We start from the raw sequence: 20,699 nt of genomic DNA on the forward strand, positions 1-20,699 counted from the left end.
TTAATTCCAGTGAGCAAGATTAGCTGTAAGCAGCCTAAGGTTAGAAATATAAAAAGGTGTCCTAGCTACATTATGCTTCATTAGTTTTAAAAAGCGCATAGTTTTTTCATTTATTGCCAATCTAATTTACATATGTAATTTAAAAAGATTATGAAATTTTTTCTGAGTATCTAAAGTAGGGGCTAATTAGCCCCTTATTAATTTATATTCAATGAAGTTAATCGTATTTTTCTTCCAGTTCTTTAGCAGTGTGCCATTTTTCATGGCTTTGTAGTTGCGAATCATATTCTACTAAATTCTTAAAGTGACTGAGCTGACCTGCATTTTTTACAATTTCAACGATAAACGACATCATAAAATCAGCGCCAGTCAAAGTATCATTAATTAAATAACGTTTACCTTCTAGCTGGCTGTTAAAATAAGCGAGTATTTTTGCTGCTTCTGAATCTGCGTAATTTTCTAAAAATTGAGTTTTTGCGCTATCTTTTTGTACAAACATTTTCAGAAGTAGTGGCAAAATTGCTGAGCTCTCAGCAAAATGAAGCCATTGCTGATACTCGATATGTTCTTTACTATCAGGGCTTGGCGCAAATTTACCTTTACCATATTGAGTAATTAAGTAGTCAGTAATAGCACCTGATTCAGCAATAACTTGGCCGTTATCTTCTATAACAGGGGCTTTGCCTAAAGGATGAATTTGTTTAAGTTCGTCAGGAGCTAAAAATGTTTCTCTATCACGTTGATAGGCAATAATTTCATAATCAATATCGAGTTCTTCAAGTAACCAAATAATTCGTTTTGAACGCGATTTATTTAGATGGTGTAATTTAATCATGATTGTCCTTAAGCGCAGCAAGTGCTGCGCGTTGTAAATTTAAAGTGGTTGATTAACCTGAACAACGGTTTTACCGAAGTTTTTACCATTGAGCATGTCGTTAAAGGCTGATACCGCATTTTCAAGCCCTGTTACTAAATGCTCACGATATTGAATTTTCCCTTCACTGAGCCATTTCTGCATGTCAGTCGCAAATTCATCATAGCGGTGGCCATAGTCATCGAATATAATAAAGCCTTGCATTTTTATACGCTTAGTCAGAATTTGCCCCATTAAAGCGCCCATTCTATCTGGGCCTTGTGGTAACTCAGTCGCGTTATATTGTGATACTAAACCACATAGCGGTACACGAGCTGCTGTGTTTAGTAAAGGTAATACGGCGTCGAAGACTTTTCCGCCCACATTCTCATAATAAACATCAATTCCAGCGTCACACGCAGCGGCTAATTGTTCTGCAAGATCATCAGCTTTGTGATCAATACATGCATCAAAACCTAGTTTTTCAACAGCGTATTTGCATTTATCGCTTCCGCCTGCAATGCCAACGACTTTACAACCTTTGAGTTTAGCTATTTGGCCTACAGTTGCTCCAACAGGGCCAGTGGCGGCTGCTACAACGACGGTTTCACCTTCTTTAGGTGCACCAATATCAAGTAATCCCATATAAGCTGTGAAACCAGGCATACCCATAATACCTAGTGCATAAGAAGGAAAGCTTGGGTCTTTACCTAACGGCATTAGGCCTTCACCATTTGATATGGCATAGTCTTGCCAACCAGTATAAGCTAATACCCAATCACCTACTGAGAATTCATCATTATTTGATTGCTCAATTTGACAGACTGTTGCACCTACCATTACATCATCAATCGCCACCGGCTCAGCATACGATTTTGCATCGCTCATACGGCCACGCATATAGGGGTCAAGTGAAAGGTAAATAGTGCGTAATAATACTTCACCTTGTTCAATGGTAGGAAGTTGAACTGTTTTTAGCTCAAAGTTGTCATCTGTTGGCGTACCGTGTGGGCGAGATGCGAGGATGAGTTGTCTGTTTTGAATTGTTTGCATAAAATCTCCGTGTTTATAGGTGGCTGTAAATCTAAATGCTCAGCCGATTTATCGAGTATAAAATAGAGGTTAGGGCTCATAGGCTTTAATTCAATCGCAAGTTTATTTCTGTACAGGTAATTACTATTGCACAGCTGCAATAGTAATTTAGGTCGAAAAGAGGAACGCATTGTGTTAAAAATAGGCATCTAACAAATATTAAGGCTTAAAATGAGAGATTATTTTTCACTGAGCTTAATAAGCTGTTTACTCGCAAGCTTTAATTTGAGTGCAAATAATCAAGTGTTATCAGTTGATCAGGTTGCCTTGCAAGGGATGCAATTTGCGTTTGATAATGACGCAAAAATTGAACCTAAAAACAGTGATTTTACTGTTATTAATACGGTATTAATGAGTAGCGAGCAAGGGAATCGAGTGGCTGTCGTAACAATACATAACGATGCATCAGGATCACGTATCATTGAAAACCAACACTTAATGGCGTTATTTGCAAATGGTGGCCGCAAGTCACCCTTATCACTTCCTGATGGCGTTAAATTAGAAGATGGTGAGCAGCGCTCGTTTACCATTTCGTTTGGTGAGTCGGATTACCCGATTTTAGCTGTGTATACTAGCAATAACTTAAAGTAGGATAATAATGAAATACTTCATAGCAGCTGTCGCATTAAGTCTTAGCGCAACGCCAATACTTGCAAAAAATAGCACTGATTTTGTAACTGATAACACGTTTACAAAAGGTGTTGAAGGCCCCGTTTTTTATAACGGTTATTTATATGCCGTTAACTTTGCTAAACAGGGCACCATAGGTAAGGTAGATAAGCTAGGCAAAACTAATTTGTTTATAAAACTGCCAAATGACAGCGTTGGTAATGGTTTGCAGTTTGATAGCCAAGGTAATTTATATATAGCTGATTACGTCAATCACAACATCTTAAAAGTGCCAGCGAATAGTCAAAGTGTTGAGGTTTTTGCGCATAATAGCGATATGAATCAACCTAACGATATTGCTATAACCAAACGCGGTACTTTATTTGCAAGCGACCCAAACTGGGCAAACAACACAGGTAAATTATGGCGTATCAATGCTGATGGCAGTACACAATTACTCGAAGACAATATGGGTACTACCAATGGTGTGGCGGTCAATAGCGATAATAGTAAGCTCTACGTGAATGAAAGTGTGCAGCGAGTTATTTGGCAATATGATTTAGATAGTGAACTAAACATCATTAATAAACAGCCATTAATTAAATTTGACGATCATGGTATGGACGGCATGCGCATTGATAATCAGGGCAACCTGTTTGTGGCCCGTTACGGCGCAGGTGCGGTATTAAAAATCAGCCCAACAGGTAAAATATTACAAACTTACACCTTAAAAGGGCAGCACCCAACAAATGTGGCGCTTAACGATGAGCAAACAAAGCTGTTTGTCACCATGCAAAAACGTGGGGCGATAGAGGTGATTGAGCTGTAAAAATGGCAAATATTAAACCCTCTAATATTAAGTGTTTTGTAACTCCAGAGAGCTTTTATAGTTGGCTTGAAGAAAGTCACCTTCATTATCAGTTGATATGCAATTCCCTGACGATTTTTTACAGACATTAGTTTCCAAGCCAGACACACAAATGTTTTTTGACTCATTAAGCAAATCAAACAAACTTATTATCTACTATGCGTTGAGTTCAGCTAAAAAAAACAGATACCCGCGAGCGCCGGCTTGCCAAGTATTTACTGATGCCCGACAACCAGCAAAAACCATCGTAGTAAAAGCAGCTTAAGACTGCTTTATTCTTTTCAATACAAACTTCGTTCGTTAAGTCTTACAACGCTATTGTGCGCCAGAGGTGGAGTAATGCGCTGCTATTGCTAACCGCAGGTGATTGTTTTGCCTATTTTAAATGATTTCATATTTTACTTTCGTGCAAAAAAAACAATATTCAAAGGAATTATAAATTCCCCTGTATTTTTTATTCAAGAATAATTTATATTGACTTGATATGTTTTTATGACTAAGTTAACACTCTGTAAAGATAAATTATAACTTAGGTCTTGGTTTGACAGCTTTAAACCAGTAGTCGCTGTACAAGTAATTTGAAATATAAAAAAGGTTAAATGCTTATACTATGAATAATAAATTCCACACAATTACAACTCAATTCAAAAAATCATTACTCACCACTTTAGTTATTTCAGCTTCTAGTACGGCTTTTGCTAATGATGCTGAGCAGCTAGGCAAAGAACAACTAGCAAAAGAAAAATTAACGAAAGAAGATATCGAACGCATAGAAGTAAAAGGCTACGCAGCGTCTGTTGAAAAGAGTCTTAATATGAAACGATTTGCAAACAGTGTTGTTGATGCTGTATCTGCAGAAGATATAGGTAAATTTCCGGATCAAACCGTAGCCGATGCATTGCAGCGCATTCCGGGTGTACAAGTTGAAAAAGATTTAGGCGGAGAGAGTGATCGAGTAAGTATTCGTGGTACAGCGCCTCATTTAAACATTACCTTATTAAATGGCCAAAGTGTTGCTTCAGCGACAGCATCGGCATCTATTACTCGTCCATCACGTGGTTTTAACTACTCACTTTTGCCTGCAGAATTAGTTGATACTTTAGAAGTGTTTAAGTCAGCTGAGGCTGATGTTGATGAAGGTTCTATTGGTGGCACCGTAGTGGTCAGAACACGTAAGCCTTTAGACAGTGAATCTAATTATGCCGCATTGTCAGTGAAAGCATTTCATTTTGAAAATGCCGATGAAACTAAACCTTATATTTCAGGTTTATATTCTTGGAAAAATGAAGCAGAAGACTTTGGTTTTAATGTGGGCTTTGTGCGCAAAGAGCTCGCAACCCAAAGAGACAGTAAAGAGGTAAGATTTGGTTACCGTAGTACAGATGCCAATGGTGATGGCAATAATGAGTATTACCCTGGGGCGGTAGGTTATAATCGCTATGCCAGTGATTCTGATTTAAATACAGTGACGGCTACCTTGCAATACGCGCCTTCAGCAAACTTAGATATCGTATTTAATAACTTGTATTCAAAATCTGAGCATGAGTCATACGGTACTTATTCCAGTGGCTTTATATTACAAAATATTGGCAATATTGAGCAAGCCGATATTGTTGATGGGACAGTGGTCGCTGGAACTTTACCTGCCCATAATAATTTAGGCTATTACGGAAATGCCGGATACCAAGGTGAATTTAAAACTCAAGCTCACGATATTAAAATTACCTATTCAAAAGATAACTACACTCTGACAACACAGTTTGGCTATAGTAAAGCTGAAGGCGCTGTAAGTGACGTATATTCAGAGTACTATGCAAACACTGACGCTTCGTACAGCATCGAAAATGGTATGCCTGAAGTTGTATTATCAGATTCTCTTACGCCTGCCGATTATCGCTTAGACTACAATCATAAAAATGATATAGCGAATGATTCCGATGAGAAATATGTGCAATTTGATTTTGAGTACCAACTCGATAATGATTACTTTACGGCGATAAAAACCGGGGTTAAATACCGTGAACACAGTAAAGCCGCAAACTTAATTAAAGCAAATTATCCTAAAAAGGGAGCTGATGGCAGTACGAATAATTTAGGTCAGTTTGCAACTACCACCGTTAATGATTTTATGGGCGGTGAGAACGCCATTCTATGGCAATTTGATAATGCGGCTTATAGTAATTGGATTGCTTCTACCGAGCCATCAACAGCGCCTTATGAACATCTAGATTACACCTACGACCTACAAGAAAGCATTACTGCAGGTTACGTTAAAGCATTGTTTTCATTTAGTGATTTTCGCGGTAACTTAGGTGTTCGAGCTGTCAAAACCAATGTTGATTCGCAGTCTATGCAATACACTGGACGTAGTTTTGATCCGCAAAATATCGAAGAAGTTGACTTTTCTACTAGTTATAACGACTTCTTACCGAGTTTAAATATCGCTTATGATTACAGTGATGAAATCATCCTGCGTTTTGCAGCAGCAAAAGTGATGTCACGTCCAGATTATGACTTTTTATCAGCGCGTAAAAGTGGTTACTGTACCGAGGCAACGGGTTGTAAGGGCAATGAAGGAAATCCTGATTTAAAACCATATCGCGCTTCGCAATATGATTTATCAGCGGAATGGTATTTTAATGAATCATCTATTTTATCGTTAGCTTATTTTTATAAAGATATCGATTCATACATTACAAATAGCACCGTTGATAAAGAGTGGCTGTGGACAGATCCAGATACCGGCGTTGAAGAGCTACGGACTTTCTTAATCACTCAGCCATTAAATGGTTTAGGTGGCGAAAACTCAGGCTTCGAAGTTAATTATACGCAAAAGCTAGGTTATGGATTTGGCATTCAAACTAATTATACTTACTCAGATGCCGAGTTAGATCAAACAGCTGAGCAGGTCGCAGCAGGAGAAGAAGCCGTTCTGCCTAATAATTCAGAAGATACCTTTAATGCCACAGTGTATTACGAGAATATGGGCTTTAGTGCAAGGGTTTCATATACTTATCGTTCTGAATACTTTTATACAACTTATTTAGGGCTCAACCAGTACATTGATGACTTTGGTCAGTATGATTTGAATCTTAGCTACAATGTTACCGATAATCTGAATGTGGTATTTCAAGCCATTAATTTAACCGATGAAGACCAGCGTTCAATGTCAAGTAACAGCACTGGTATGTCAGATGGCAATCGTCCACTTGCTATTCATAATTATGGCCGTAGATTCTTACTCGGCGCCCAGTATAAATTTTAATTCCCCCATATACGATATAAATAGCCGAGAGTCCTCACTATCGGCTATATTTTTTCACTTGTTAGGAAATCAATGATGATCCGAGTAATTTTCTCTGTGCTCATATCTGTTACTTTAATCGCTTGTCAGTCAGCTCCTTTAACACCTACTAAACAACAACCTAACCCGCTGCTTGCAACTATTCATACCGAAGATGTTGTTCGTGAATTTCGCGCCGCATGGGTTGCGACTGTTGCGAATATTAACTGGCCGCAGCAACCAGGCATGCCAATTGAAGAGCAAAAACGTCAAGCAATAAAAATATTAGATACGCTGCAAACGAATAATTTTAATACAGTTATCTTTCAAGTTCGGCCACAAGCTGATGCACTTTATCAAAGCTCTACTGAGCCATGGTCTTACTATTTAATGGGGAGGCAAGGGCAAGCTCCGGAACCTTTTTATGATCCGTTGCAATTTTGGATTGAACAAGCGCACAAACGGGGTTTAAAGCTGCATGCGTGGTTCAACCCTTATCGCGTTCATCACCCATCGGGTGGAAGTGTCAGTGAGCAGTCAATGAGTGTGCAAATGGCTGAAGATGTCGTACAACTTAAAAATGGTATGCACTGGTTTATTCCAACTAATCAGTCTGTTATTGATTATAGTATTGCGACGTTATTAGAATTGGTAGAAAACTATGACATTGACGGGCTTCATTATGATGATTATTTTTATCCTTATCCGTCATACAACGAAGGTGAAGACTTTCCAGATCAAAGCCAATATCTAGATTACCAAAGGCAAGGAGGCAAATTAAGTAAAGGCGATTGGCGCCGAGCAGCGGTAAATCAATTTACTAAAACGCTCTACGAGCAGGTAAAACAACTCAAGCCACATGTACAAGTGGGTATTAGTCCTTTTGGTATCTATCGTCCTAAACAACCGGCCACTATCCGTGGTTTAGATCAGTATGAAAAGCTCTTTGCAGATGCCAAGCTGTGGCTAAATGAAGGCTGGCTTGATTATTTTACCCCGCAATTATATTGGCCGATCAACCAATACTCGCAAAGCTATCCATTACTCGTTGCGTGGTGGCAATCGCAAAATACTCAACATCGTCACTTATGGCCTGGTATCAATACATTGATAGCAAATACGGATGCTGGAGTAGACGAAGTCGTTAACCAAATTATGATCAATCGAGCAATGCTTAATAACTCGCCAGGCGTTGTATTTTGGAATGTAAAATCACTCGATAACGCTGATTTCTCACAGGTGATAGAAAAAGGCGTGTTTCAACATCAAGCATTATTGCCGCTATCAAGTTGGCTGCCGGCTAAGGAAGTTAGTAAACCGACAGTGAGCTATAACCAGTATGCACAGGACACAAAATTGAGTTGGCATCACGCACAATCTAAGCTGGTATTTAAAACTCTTGTCTACCTTAAATATGGTGATGATTGGCAATATAAAATTTACCCATCAATGATGCGTTCAATCACAGTGGCAAATAATAACAACGGACATCCACTTACCCATGTCCGAGTTGTTGCAGTAAGCCGTGATGAAGTGCTTAGTGAAGCAATGGAAATACAACTTGAGTAATGCCGTGTTTAACAAGCTAAGTGACAGATAACAATGACTAGTGTAAACCTTGTCCTAGCAATGAGCTGTCTTAGTTAGCAGTTAAATTAAAAATTTCTATCGCAGCATAAGCTTGATAAATATTAAACCAAGAAAAAGCGCGCCGGGCAGGGCGCGCTTGGGGTATCCTGTGCAGCATGTGCAACTGGATCAGAACTCAGGTGAATAACGCACTGCAACACCTAAGGTACGACCAATAACGCTATAATCACTCACTGCGTTAAAGTGATTTGCGCCGATTTCTGGTGTTGGTGGAGCTTTATCAAATAGGTTATCAATACCAAAGTTGAGTGCAATAGTGTCGGTTGCTTGCCATGATGCGGCAAAGTCCATGTAATCTTGTGCATCAATTGTTTCACTTCTATCTACAGCGTAGTCTACTTCACCAATTCTGCGCCAGCCTAATTGGAAATTCATGGTATCTAACTGCCAATCAAATGTGGCACGATGTTTATAATCAGCCTGTAATATACTGGCAAAATCGCCAGAACAAGCACTGCCGTATGTACCTTTACAATCCATCGTTGCTACGGTGCTGTTATTTTGGCGAGTTTGTTTTGTAACAAAGTTTGCTTGATACGACAACCTAAAGCGGCCACCTAAGTCCATTGGTGCATCAAATACATAATTTGCTGCTAAATCTACACCAGCTTGCTCAATGGCGGCAAGGTTAAAGTCATTAACAATGGCTGTGCTGATAAAGCCTGTGTTGGGATCGCGTAATACCGCGCCACAAAGCGGGTTATTTGGATTCGGATCGTCAACATAGCAGCTTTGTAATGCAGCACCAGGCTGTATTTGGCTAACTGCATCGGTTACTCGAATACTGTAGTAATCAAGCGATAAATCAAAGCCTTCAATATAGCTAGGTGTATAAACAACGCCTAATGTATCCGATTCAGCTTGCTCTGGCTTAATATCAGGGTTGCCACCGTAAGTGTATGCTGCGGTACTGGTGTCAAACTCAGTGCCTGTAGCAGGTGCGCCAAATGCTGCACATTGAGCTGCGTCACCCGTACCAAGTAAACATGGGTCACCGTCGTAACGCCCTGCCAAACGTGGTACAAATTGGTCGCTATTTTGATCAAATAATGCAAGCGAAAGTGATGAAACTGGACTGGCAAACTCACCTAAGTTCGGCGCTCTAAATGCGGTTAGCCTATTTGCACGTACACGAATATCATCGTTAATTGCCCAGTTAATACCAAGTTTGTAGGTGTCTTCGGCTTCTGTATTTGAATAATCCGAAATACGGTATGCACCTTCGAAACTAAGCTCTTTAGCAAATGGCATATCGACCAATATTGGCACCAGTATTTCAGCATAGAACTCACTGCTGTCAAACCAGGCATCCATATCAAATGCGCTAACAGAGGCAAAGCTAGTGCCGTTTCTAAATGCGTCTCCCGGGGTTTGTTTTCCGGTTTCTTTACGGTATTCATAACCAATCGCAAAGTCTATATAACCCGCTGGTAGTTCAAAAAGGGCGCTTGAATCGCCTGATAAGGTAGCCGCAAATACACTTTGAGTACGCTCTCTCGTGGTATAGAGCAGAGGGTCGCTAAAGTCGCTTAAATCTAAGTTAGGATCAAAAATATCCATGCTGTTAGCCATACTACCAAAACGGCTATTACCGCTACTATCAACTTTATAAGCATTGTTATAGAGCGTGGCTACTTCGTCAGTTTGGCCATATTGGCCATAAATATCGTAACGTAAATAGTCGTTTATATCGCCTTTAATGCCTAATTGAAATTGCAGTGAATCGCGCACAGCTTCGGTATTTTGAACGCCTAGGTTTAGGTTTCTATCAACATTAACTAATGCATTACCTTGATCGTCAAACGTCAGTTGTTGGCGCAGTTCATCAGGGATATATTGGTTATCTTGAGTGAGGGTCACTTGCTCATTAACAAAAATAGGTGTTTGCCCACTTGCACCTGCACCATTTACAGTGACTTTTGAATACATAGCGCGACCATAAGCTATAGCACTGTCGGCTACATCAACATCAAATAGTAAACCAGCTGACAATCGTTCCATTGGTTGAGTTAGGTAACGATCAGCGGTGTAATCACTGGTTTGTCGATCAGTCACGACTTGGCCTGCATCGTCTATTGCAAGGCTGTTGCCCGATGCAACGTCAGTATAATAGCCACCGCTGTTGATCATGGCTGTACTATTCTCAAGTGCCCAGTCTCGTTCACCAGCCAATAGTTCTTTACGCTCAGAATAGCCAACATAGCCGGTTACATGGCCGCTACCATCGGCGATATCACCGCCAAAAATTGCTTCAAAGTTGAGCTTTTCATTACCGCCATCTGCGCTTTCGTAGCTACTTGAAAACTCGGCCCCTGTAAAATCATCATCAAGTACAAAGTTCACGACTCCCGCTACTGCATCAGCACCATATACGGCTGCTGCGCCACCTGTAAGTACATCAACTCGTTTAATGAGTCCTGCAGGAATGGTGTTTACATCAACAGAGTTACGAAAACTAAAAGGGACTGCACGTGTACCATCAATTAACACTAGCGTTCGGTTTTGACCAAGGCCACGTAGATCTATCGTAGAAGAGCCAAATGAATCACCCACGGTTGCACCTGTACTATTCGCGCCCGCGGCTGCTTGTGGCAGTTTTGCTGTAATATCTTCAACATTGACTGCACGGTCAAGGTGAATTTGTTCTTCATCCACACTCACAACAGGACTGCTTGAAACCAACTCAGTGCGTTGAATTCGAGAGCCCGTTACAGTGATCACTTCAGGCTTTTTCTGCACTGAAGGTTGTTCTTGTGCTAATAAAGTGGGGCTTGTTGCTCCTAGGGCCAGAGCAATAGGTGAAAGTAACATGAGTGGGCGTAAGGATTTAGAGTTACAGTGTTTCATTATCATTCCCGTCATTATGTTTGCTATTATAGGTTGTTGTCATTGTCGGCACATTTAATGTGATTGCCTAGTTTTAAAGCATTTTATCGATCATTGCAAATAATTATTCTTTATTTTTTGTTTTGTAAGGTATAAAGTATTCCTATAGGCCGGATATCCCATTGTTAATTAATAGATTGATTTATAAGGTGAATTCTATGCATCAACATATACAGCAACTTTACACCAGTGCAAAAAAACAACACAAATTAATAATAGGTCTGATGAGTGGCACATCATTAGATGGGCTTGATGTTGCTTTATGCAAGGTATCGGGTCAAGGCATGAACACTAAGATAGAGCTGCTAGCATTTGATACTGTTGACTATGATGCTGATTATAAAAATAAAATAAAAGAAGTTTTTGCAAAGCGCGAATGCGATCTAGAATTAGTCACGCTATTACACCCTTGGGTGGGTATACTGCACGGTACTATGGTCAATCAATGTTTAGCTAAATGGAAAATCGACGCAGGTGATATTGATGTGATCGCCAGTCATGGCCAAACTATTTACCACTGCCCAAAAAGCCAACATGGGCGTAATAATTTTGGTGATGCAACTTTACAAATTGGTGATAGTGACCATTTAGCTGTTACAACAGGTATCACTACCATTGGTGATTTTAGACAAAAGCATATAGCGGCTGGTGGGGAAGGGGCACCCCTTGCGGTATATGGCGACTACTTATTTTTTACCAGCACCAACGAAAATCGCATATTACTTAATATGGGCGGTATTGCTAATTTAACCTATTTGCCTAAAAGTGCAGATCCCAGCGCTGTATTTAGTTCAGATATTGGCCCGGGTAATACTATTATGGATGCCTATATTCAGCGTTATTTTCAACCGCTTCACTATGACAAAGACAGTCAAGTCGCAAGTCAAGGCGATATAAATCAACCATTATTAGACCAACTGTGCGATAACGAATTTTTTGATTTGTCCTTTCCAAAAACAACAGGGCCCGAAGTATTTAACTTGCAATATTTAGCTGATGCGCAGCAAGCAAGCGGTACTACTGACCTAACACATGAAGATATAATGGCCACATTGAATCGCTTTTCGGCGCAGGTAATAGCTAATGCGATTAATGACTGTAGTAAAAAGTTAGATGATGTAATGGTTTATGCCAGCGGCGGTGGAATTCATAATCCTTTATTAATGCAGCATATTTTGGCGCTTTGTCCTAAGTTAGTTGAGATTAAAAATACCCACTCATTAGGTATTGACCCCGACGCAAAAGAAGCTGTGTTATTTGCCATCCTTGCTAATGAATGCCTCGCAGGCGGAAAAAATCGTTTTGGTAATCCTGAGCAAGGTATTCCAAATGTGACTATGGGTAAAATTAGCTTTGCAGATTAGCTTAAAAGAACGATAAAATTGAGCTGCTAAAATGAGTGAAATAGTGGCGTAATGAATGACTTTTAGTGCCGGTTGCGTTTGTTATAATCGGCGCTAAGAAACCACTTTCATGAGGGGTTATAATCACATCAAATTCAGCACTGTCTTTGAGAGTGGCATGAAGCCCATGCAACATTAGCTGTAAAACATACTCATTACTGTCATCACGAAAACCAATATGCGATAACACTAAACTAACGTGGCCAATTTCAATATTTTCAAGAGATAAAATATGCTCCACACAGTAACGAGCATCACGAGCAAGTAAGTGTGTTGCGTTCAACGAAATAATGTCACCTTCATTAGCATCCTCAGGTAATACACAAACAAGACGGACTTCATGCTGATCATTGGCAAATAAATGCAAGGTATCGTATGCCATTGTATGTGCCATAGCTGCTGAAAGCGGTTCTTCAATTGATTGCAGTGCAAAGTTTAATCGCACTAGTGGATCGCTCATTTATTTCTGTCGTCTTTGATAATAAGTTAAATCGGATAGAAATTATCCATTACTTAGATTGCAGAATTATGACTGTTGTATAAATAAACATAGTTTATCGAGATAGTTCACTTAGTGAATTTTCTGTTCCAAAACTGGAATGGTTTCTTACAAGGCTGGAATGCAGAGCCATATGTAGCAAGGTGTACAGAGAAGGTGCTAACGTTCCCTATTTGGGTTTTTCTGATAGGGTTTAGAATCAGCGTGTTGAGCTACCAATAACTTGATACATGAACCCGTAAACTCTGAATCAATACTATATCTTTTTTTTGCAATTAATACAGCATGGGTAGCGATTTGCATTTATGCGGGATTTTGTAACTATAGTACTTAGGACTTTAAAGTTTATGGGGCAGATTTGAGTGAAAAGAGACGGTCACTGTATTCTAGTGTTATTTGCTCAATTCTCCAAATCGGACGTTCCGCTAACTCATTTATGCCCTAAAGTGAGTCATCGATAGAAGTAAGAACAAGCACATGACTTTATTAAAAACTTAGCTTGCAGTAGGCTTGGATATTTTTAAACAGCATAGTCATATGCTACGTAGAGCAATAGTGCTACATTTCTAATTATCTTAAAATTGAATTTTTTGGAATAAGTTTATCTTTGATCCGTTACCTCTATGTCAAATGGCAAAAAGAGGAAAAGACAATGACAAACTTTAAACAATCATTAATTGCAATCTGTGTGGTAACTGCAACAGGATTTTCAGCGGCTTCATCAGCCACAAACGCACAACTGTCAGTTGCAAGCGAACAACAAGCGGCTAATTATAGTCAGGTTTCTACAGACTCAAATCAAACCGTGGGCACCAATGCAAATGTGATGCTATCTAGCCAAGTTTCAGGCTCAGCTTCAACGTCAGAACCATCACTGTCAGCGAGTACCGAAAATAGCGATAATGCTAATGCAAACTCTCAAGCAGCGGCCCAAAGCAGTAATGATCAGGCTACACAAGCACCGTCAGAGTTTGCTTTAGCTAATTCTATATCTGCTGTATCAGATACCACGAATGTAGTAAGCCTAACAGGACAACCTATGTCAGAGGCTGCAACAACGTTAGTTAGCAATACAACAACCTCAAACACAGCTGAAAACGAAGCCAGCTCTGTGCAAAGTCAACTGAACCAAGAAACAGCTGTATTAACACAAACTGCGTTGAGTGATGTAAATGGGCTGAGCATAAGTCAAGCATCGCTGCTCAGTAATAGTGTGCAATCAGCGCTTGCAAGCAACATGCAGCAAGCAACAGTGGGTTCTGTACAAAGTAGTGTTCAGCAAACCATTTCATCAACTGTTAGCAGCAGCGTTAATCAGCAGGTTGCTGAACAAGTTACTGCGGCAACGACCACCGAAGTTGTTAGTAACATTCAAAACAGTCTGAATTTAGGTCTTTAATAAAATAGCGTGCCGGGTTTACCCGGCGCACCTTGAGGAGGTTAAAATGCGAACATTCAACGCACTCATAGCGTTAAGTACTTTAACGGCAAGCATTCAGCTACTCGCTGCAAATGCCACCTTTAATGCTAATGCAGAGGTTGGCTTAACCACAAATTCAGACTTAACCATTAAAGATCTGGATGTTATTTCTTCACAAAGTGACACTGGAACAAGGCTTGCATCGGGTCTCAATGCTGAACTAAACGCCACCGATAACCTTAAGTTCACACCCAGCTATCAATACCAGCAAACAAATTACCATGAATTAGATCAATATGACTTGGCATTGCATCAATACAGTCTAGACACAAAATATACACTATCGAACACTGATTTCGGGATCCGATATGACGGGGCGTCTGCAAAAGTTGAACAGCAAACCTTCTTAACTTTAAATCAAGCAAGCCTGTATATCGGTCACTACCTCAACCCGACCACTTACTTACGTACCGCGATTCGCACTGCTGACAAACAATTTGCCACCCAGTCGATTCGCGATGCAGACGGCTTAGGCCTAGATGCCAACCTATATTATTTTGTTAACCAAGGGGCGACCATGCTGATGTTGGGGGCAAGCTTAGATAAAGAAGATGCCGCGGCTGAGCAATTTAATTTTCAAGGTTGGTCATTCAATACACGTCTAAGTCACAGCTTCAATGTATTTAAGCTAAAAAATAAGGCCGGTATAGGCTGGCGCTATCAAGATAAAGATTATCAAGAACTGGCTCAGCAACCACTCACTGACACTGAAGGTGAGGCTTCAAGAGATGAGAAGCGCAGTGTTATACAGGCATTTTGGCAGTTAGCCTTGTTTGACTCACTCAGTGTTATCACCGAAGCCGAGTTCGGCGACTACCAATCAAAATTGGCTGCTAACACTTATACTCAAAGTATTGCTTCGGTATCGTTAAAAGCGACCTTTTAATCAATCAAACCATAGCCAAACACAGCATCTTTGCCTGGCTCTCCTAAGTCTTTTGCAAGTTGTTCTAATTGCCCGTAAATACTTTCTGGGGTGGCTTTAGACTTAGCAGCTAAACACGCAGCCGCTGCTGAAATATGCGGCGCAGCCATAGATGTGCCCGACTCACGACCAAGTCCCTCCCCAGCTTGCAAGGTCAATACACTCACACCTAACGCTGTAAAATCAATGTAATCACCTTGATTTGCCCAACGATAAATAGCCCCTTCTTTATTTACCGCAGACACCGCAATGACGTTTTTATATGCCGCAGGATAAAGGGGTCGAGCTGCAGGCCCTTCATTGCCTGCAGCAGCCACTAAGGTTACTTGCTTAGCAGTGGTGGCATCAATAGCCGCAGCTAAAATAGCATTATCAGGGCCGGTAAAACTCATATTTATAACGGGCACGCCACTGGATACCAGCCAGTTCAATGCATCAACAATCGCTGCTAACGTTGCCCCTTGCGATAAATCAGATTGACGATAAAACACCGCTGCACTGTATAAAGTAGCTTGGGTTAATCGCGGGGTTAACTGTGCATGCTTACCAACCATTACGCCAGCAATAGCCGTACCGTGCTGGCTTGGAGATGCCAACTGGTTTGGTAAAAATGATTGTGTTTTTATCTGAGCTGCAGCAAAACCAGGGTGCTCCATATCAACCGCGCTATCAATCATACCGACCTTTACTGGGATCTCGCACCAAGGTTTGCGCGGCTTAGTCAAAGAGCCTTGCTGAGCTCTCATTTGTGCTTGGTAAATATGGTTTCTATCAAGTAACGCTGACTCATCAAGTGAGAGTAACGCTTGCAACTTTGTTTTAGAGTCATAGCTTGGCGGAACAACAAAACTCACTAAGGAGAGTCCTAACCCTTCATATTGTTTGTGGTTCACTATTTGCGCACCGATCTGGGCAAGCTTAGCCTGATGATGTTGTTCAGCCAATATCACCCACTGCCTTTCAACCGCGCGAAAACCCTGTTCCACTTCAACCTCAACGAATACGGGCTCGTTTAATTTATTTACTATGGGCAGTCTAACGGGTAATCCCGTGCTTAAATTGGCTGCGCTATCAATTAATTCAAGTTTGCGTAAATCATCTCCAGGTTGTCTTATGTTAGGCTTGAGTTGTTCAATAACTGGTTCAACTTGATTAATAACACCATTAATTGGCTTCATAATTGCCGCTGATAAGTTACTTGAAGACAACAACAAGCTACTCAAAATAAATGCTTTCAATTTCATATTTCAGAGACTTTTCATTTAGTTTAGGTATGACTATAACGTTTAATATAAAAAAAAATTTCATATATTTGGAATATAATTTTTACTTGCCCATTATAGTAGTGTGAGTTGGCTGAACCATTCATGAGTTGTTTTGTTAATCAGCCTTCACCCTAATCAATAAAGGGAACATATGACAAATACAGTAACCAGTTTATTACCTGCGCTAAGACGATTCGCATTTTCGCTTACAGGTAACCAAGCCGATGCCGATGATATTGTACAAATAACAGTAGAAAAACTTTTATCAAAAGGCATTCCCGATGACATAGAGCCATTAAAGTGGGCGTTTAAAGTGTGTCGCAATGTATGGATTGACGAATACCGTTCGCAAAAAGTTCGCTTAAAAGCAGTACAAAACACAGAACTGCAAGAGGGCGTATGCGATGACCAACAGCATAGTTACACAACTCAAGAAACGTTAGACAGAGTCAATAAAGCACTGACTTCATTACCCGATGAGCAACGAGCAATTGTCTCGTTGGTCGCCGTACAAGGCATGGCCTATAAAGACGTGGCACACACCCTCGATATACCCGTGGGGACCGTAATGAGTAAACTATCACGAGCCAGAGCTGCGCTTTATCGATTGATTAAGCCTGATTTTACCAAGGAAAACGCATGAAGATTAATGACCAGACCTTGAGCGCTTTTTTGGATAACGAATTACCTGCAGCTGAAATGGAGGTTGTACGTAACGCCATTGCTGAAGATGAGCAACTGGCAATGCGCCTTGCCGAACTCTGCGAGGTTGACTCAGTAGTGAAACAGCATGCCGAGCAAATTGATGCTATACCATTGTCTGACGAGTTATCTCAAACACTTGAAAAACATAATAATGCTAATATTGTTTCACTTTCAAAATGGCAGCAATTCAAACGTGCAGGGCGCAAACATATGGCGATTGCCGCAAGTATTGCCGTGCTATTTACAGTAGCAATTGCGAGTCTTTCTCAACAACAAGGGTTAGAGCAACCCATTGCACAAGCACTTGAGCAACAGCTCAGTGGTGACAATACACGTATTGACCTAGCTAGAACACTAACAGCTGAGCTTAGTTTCGTTAATAATAATGGCGATTATTGCCGCCAATTTACTCTATACAGTCATAAAACTCAGCAAACCCATATTGCGTGTAAACATCAAGGTAGCTGGCAACTTAGTGTATCGGGTAATCAGCAGGTGATAACCAGCCAAGATTACAGCCTAGCAAGTAAAGTGCCTGCCCTAGATAGCTTTATTGATGAGCATATTCAAGGCCTACCACTTGACCGAACAGCTGAACAACAAGCACGCAATCAACAATGGCAATAAGCGAGGCAACATGAAAAACGTACTATTCACCTTACTGATCTTTGTTATAACTGGCTGTACAAGCTCTCAACACGCTAATGAAAGCAGTATCCGTGGTTTGACAACAACTCAGCTTGGCGAGGATAAATATGAACTTCATTATCAAACTCGTCATAGCTCAAAACACAAAGCGCTCGAACTAACCATGCAGCAAGCTGCTAAACTGACGTTTGATAAAGGTTACGACTGGTTTAGCGTGATAGAAAAAACAGTAGAAATTAACCAAACTCAGCGTTCTCTGCACAATGGTTCTAGACATACTGAGCAAACAACTCGTTGTGGTTTATTAAGTTGTACGAGTCAAACAACGCATACTGGGTATGAACCAGCTTTTGCTGAGCGAACTGTTACAACACATCTTACCATTACTCTTGGTAAAGGTATAAAGCCAAATGGTGGTGTCTATGATGCGCAAGCATTGAGGTTAGAGCTGAATAATGAGTCATTTAAAAACCAAATGTAGATCCAAGTGGTCAATATAGAATAGTTTTGTTAACTTGCCTTCTCACATTTAGCGCGAAAATTCTAATTAGGATATGTCCAAAAGATTGTTAGAGAGACCCTCTACTTCTCGCTCTTTGCCGAATTACGCCTGAGTGCCAGAAGGGATCTGGACTTCCCAGCTTTCACTAGACAGTGTTTAACGTACAGTGAAAAGCTAGTTAGCTACCTTGCTCGTTATACCCGAAAAGGCGTGATGTCAGAATCGCGATTAGTGTCAGCGACTGAGGAAACAGTGAGCTTTAAATATCGCGATTATGCAGATAACAATCGCGATAAAGTAATGACTCTGAACTGTGATGAATTTTTACGGCGCTACTTACAATATGTACTGCCGAAAGGGTTTATGCGCATTCGCCACTATGGCTTTTTAGCTAATGCATGTCGCAAGCGAAAGTTAGGGTTAATAAAGGCTCAAGCACCAATAAACCGCAGTATGCCACCCTGACAGTGCTAGGAAGCTAATGTATTAATCAAGGGGAGGAACAGACAATGACTTGAGACAATATATTATTGACTGACCGGTTATCGCTCAAAGCCGACCTATAGAGTATGTAATGGTCTAGTAAACTATGGGAAGTCCACATCTACAATACAGCAATAAGAGATTTCACTTATGAAGGCTGACTATCAACCTTATATTAAAGATGAATTATTTGATGTTATGCGCAGTATTGCTAAAGAAGCATGGCCTGAGCGGTATAGTGAAATAAAAAACAGTTTCAAAAATTTGAGCATCAGGCTGAAGATAGTAACTATAAGCAGATGAACCACGAATCGTTTACTCTAAAAGCCATATTTAAGCGCGCAATTTAAGGATTAGTGATTTTCTCAGTGCAAAAGCATTCGTAATACGCGCAGATTTGGGTATAGTCAGATAAAAATAAATTATAGAGATCGTAATGTTTAAACGAATAACACTGCTCTTATCACTTTGTTTACTCTCTTTTATGGCGTTAGCGGCTGATAATAAGCCATTTACCGGTCATATTAGCGGAGTTGATTTACTCAATGAATATCCAAAATTTGCTAGTGAATATGAAAGTTTCAGCCCAACAACCGCAGATGAAAAAGCGATGCAAACTCTTGCTGGAAAAGATATTTTAGTATTGTTTGGGACGTGGTGTCACGATAGTCAGCGTGAAGTACCACGTTTACTTAAGCTACTGGATCAATCTAACGTAAAAGTTAACAGCTTACAACTTGTCGCTGTAGGGTACGATAAACGTGATCCACAAGGCATTGCAGAGCAATATAATTTGCAATATACGTCAACTATCATAGTGTTGGATAAAGGAGAAGAAGTGGCTCGGATGGTCGAAAAGCCTAAACAATCACTTGTTAAAGATTTAATTAACCCAAGTGCTGTTAAAAAATAATAACAGCGCTTAGTGTTTGTAATGACCTAGGTATTTAGCTTTTCATAAATTGTTCAATTTTAGGTTTAAGCGTCATTGTCATAATCAACATCATTGTTAAGCCGATGGGTAATGCAGCAAGAAAACCCTGCAACCAACCTTGGGTGAACTGATTAAAATCATTAAACCCAATGTTGTTAAAGGCAGTAGCAAATGACATAACAGATTCCATTATGATGGCCATACATCCCCCAATTAAGAGGTCTTTTTTAAGTTTACTTGCCATTGGCATCAACTTATTGATCAGCTTGGTTAACAAAGCCATCATTACTACACCGACCGGTATCATAATGGTGACAGCAGCAATAAAAGAAGTTAACCAATTTGTATAGAATGCGTCGTTAAAGCCGACATTCATGTATGTCATCACGCCAGTTAATGTTCCGCCAATTGTCAGCAAAATACTAAATACTACTATGATTTTGTAAATAACAGGTGTTTTTTCATCGTTAGAGCTTTGTGTAATAGATAAAGTTTTGGCCATCTGAGACTGCCCTGAAGTGTAAAATTGTTGATAGCCTTTGCTCATATCTTAATTGGATTGAGTTAAATCGTTATTTAGATGATTTAGTCAACTATATTTATATTTGTTGATA

General features: G+C 40.1%; 18 protein-coding genes and 1 pseudogene. 13 read left to right on the forward strand and 6 right to left on the reverse strand.

All coding sequences use genetic code 11. From position 1 onward, the window contains the following. Positions 1 to 217: 217 nt before the first annotated feature. A complete protein-coding gene (locus AAEU30_RS01140; protein ID WP_421958910.1) occupies positions 218 to 835 on the reverse strand; it encodes a glutathione S-transferase family protein in 618 nt (205 codons plus the stop codon). Between the two features lie 39 nt (positions 836 to 874). Continuing rightward, positions 875 to 1,906 carry an NADPH-dependent curcumin/dihydrocurcumin reductase gene (gene curA / locus AAEU30_RS01145; RefSeq protein WP_421958911.1) on the reverse strand — a complete coding sequence of 344 codons (1,032 nt, stop codon included), beginning with the start codon at positions 1,904 to 1,906 and terminating at the stop codon, positions 875 to 877. Positions 1,907 to 2,116: 210 nt separating this feature from the next. Here curA and AAEU30_RS01150 point away from each other — a divergent pair, with 210 nt between their 5' ends. From AAEU30_RS01150 to AAEU30_RS01170, 5 genes are all read left to right on the forward strand, one after another. Then, the gene (locus AAEU30_RS01150) at positions 2,117 to 2,536 is read left to right on the forward strand and encodes a hypothetical protein (RefSeq protein ID WP_421958912.1); all 420 of its coding nucleotides are present in this window, start codon (positions 2,117 to 2,119) and stop codon (positions 2,534 to 2,536) included. 7 nt (positions 2,537 to 2,543) lie between these two features. Next, on the forward strand, positions 2,544 to 3,383 hold the full coding sequence (locus AAEU30_RS01155) for an SMP-30/gluconolactonase/LRE family protein (protein WP_421958913.1): 840 nt from the start codon (positions 2,544 to 2,546) through the stop codon (positions 3,381 to 3,383). A gap of 97 nt (positions 3,384 to 3,480) precedes the next feature. Continuing rightward, positions 3,481 to 3,687: a YdeI/OmpD-associated family protein gene (locus AAEU30_RS01160; RefSeq protein ID WP_421958914.1), complete on the forward strand. Its 207-nt coding sequence runs from the start codon at positions 3,481 to 3,483 to the stop codon at positions 3,685 to 3,687. A 345-nt stretch (positions 3,688 to 4,032) separates the two neighbouring features. Next, complete coding sequence (locus AAEU30_RS01165) at positions 4,033 to 6,687, forward strand: TonB-dependent receptor (protein WP_421958915.1); 2,655 nt, start codon at positions 4,033 to 4,035, stop codon at positions 6,685 to 6,687. Between the two features lie 72 nt (positions 6,688 to 6,759). Then, complete coding sequence (locus tag AAEU30_RS01170) at positions 6,760 to 8,274, forward strand: glycoside hydrolase family 10-like protein (RefSeq protein ID WP_421958916.1); 1,515 nt, start codon at positions 6,760 to 6,762, stop codon at positions 8,272 to 8,274. A gap of 189 nt (positions 8,275 to 8,463) precedes the next feature. Here the strand turns inward: AAEU30_RS01170 and AAEU30_RS01175 are convergent, their stop codons facing one another. Further along, a complete protein-coding gene (locus tag AAEU30_RS01175) occupies positions 8,464 to 11,166 on the reverse strand; it encodes a TonB-dependent receptor domain-containing protein (protein WP_421959035.1) in 2,703 nt (900 codons plus the stop codon). A gap of 233 nt (positions 11,167 to 11,399) precedes the next feature. On the opposite strand from AAEU30_RS01175, the gene AAEU30_RS01180 reads away from it, so the two are divergent. Further along, a complete protein-coding gene (locus AAEU30_RS01180; RefSeq protein WP_421958917.1) occupies positions 11,400 to 12,605 on the forward strand; it encodes an anhydro-N-acetylmuramic acid kinase in 1,206 nt (401 codons plus the stop codon). Between the two features lies 1 nt (position 12,606). Here AAEU30_RS01180 and AAEU30_RS01185 read toward each other — a convergent pair whose 3' ends face one another. Next, positions 12,607 to 13,104: a hypothetical protein gene (locus tag AAEU30_RS01185; protein WP_421958918.1), complete on the reverse strand. Its 498-nt coding sequence runs from the start codon at positions 13,102 to 13,104 to the stop codon at positions 12,607 to 12,609. Positions 13,105 to 13,795: 691 nt separating this feature from the next. On the opposite strand from AAEU30_RS01185, the gene AAEU30_RS01190 reads away from it, so the two are divergent. Both AAEU30_RS01190 and AAEU30_RS01195 read left to right on the forward strand, forming a co-directional pair. Next, on the forward strand, positions 13,796 to 14,542 hold the full coding sequence (locus tag AAEU30_RS01190) for a hypothetical protein (protein WP_421958919.1): 747 nt from the start codon (positions 13,796 to 13,798) through the stop codon (positions 14,540 to 14,542). Between the two features lie 46 nt (positions 14,543 to 14,588). Then, positions 14,589 to 15,509, forward strand: a complete 921-nt coding sequence (locus AAEU30_RS01195; protein WP_421958920.1) for a hypothetical protein — start codon at positions 14,589 to 14,591, stop codon at positions 15,507 to 15,509. Here the strand turns inward: AAEU30_RS01195 and AAEU30_RS01200 are convergent. Next, on the reverse strand, positions 15,506 to 16,792 hold the full coding sequence (locus tag AAEU30_RS01200; RefSeq protein ID WP_421958921.1) for a S8 family serine peptidase: 1,287 nt from the start codon (positions 16,790 to 16,792) through the stop codon (positions 15,506 to 15,508). The two genes, AAEU30_RS01195 and AAEU30_RS01200, sit on opposite strands and share 4 nt — an antisense overlap. A 172-nt stretch (positions 16,793 to 16,964) precedes the next feature. Here AAEU30_RS01200 and AAEU30_RS01205 point away from each other — a divergent pair, with 172 nt between their 5' ends. From AAEU30_RS01205 to AAEU30_RS01225, 5 genes and pseudogenes are all read left to right on the forward strand, one after another. Next, a complete protein-coding gene (locus tag AAEU30_RS01205; RefSeq protein ID WP_421958922.1) occupies positions 16,965 to 17,456 on the forward strand; it encodes an RNA polymerase sigma factor in 492 nt (163 codons plus the stop codon). Further along, positions 17,453 to 18,145, forward strand: a complete 693-nt coding sequence (locus tag AAEU30_RS01210; protein WP_421958923.1) for an RT0821/Lpp0805 family surface protein — start codon at positions 17,453 to 17,455, stop codon at positions 18,143 to 18,145. The genes AAEU30_RS01205 and AAEU30_RS01210 overlap by 4 nt, the downstream gene beginning before the upstream one ends. 10 nt (positions 18,146 to 18,155) lie before the next feature. Continuing rightward, on the forward strand, positions 18,156 to 18,647 hold the full coding sequence (locus AAEU30_RS01215) for a CC0125/CC1285 family lipoprotein (protein ID WP_421958924.1): 492 nt from the start codon (positions 18,156 to 18,158) through the stop codon (positions 18,645 to 18,647). A gap of 84 nt (positions 18,648 to 18,731) precedes the next feature. Continuing rightward, a pseudogene (locus tag AAEU30_RS01220) lies at positions 18,732 to 19,103 on the forward strand (transposase); the annotation flags it as partial. A 484-nt stretch (positions 19,104 to 19,587) separates the two neighbouring features. Further along, positions 19,588 to 20,064, forward strand: coding sequence for a TlpA family protein disulfide reductase (locus AAEU30_RS01225; protein ID WP_421958925.1), 477 nt, complete (start codon positions 19,588 to 19,590; stop codon positions 20,062 to 20,064). Positions 20,065 to 20,098: 34 nt separating this feature from the next. Here the strand turns inward: AAEU30_RS01225 and AAEU30_RS01230 are convergent, their stop codons facing one another. Then, positions 20,099 to 20,587, reverse strand: a complete 489-nt coding sequence (locus AAEU30_RS01230) for a DUF2798 domain-containing protein (protein ID WP_421958926.1) — start codon at positions 20,585 to 20,587, stop codon at positions 20,099 to 20,101. Between the last annotated feature and the right edge of the window lie 112 nt (positions 20,588 to 20,699).

It is taken from the genome of Pseudoalteromonas mucoides, from assembly GCF_049257175.1.
Lineage (GTDB): Bacteria > Pseudomonadota > Gammaproteobacteria > Enterobacterales > Alteromonadaceae > Pseudoalteromonas.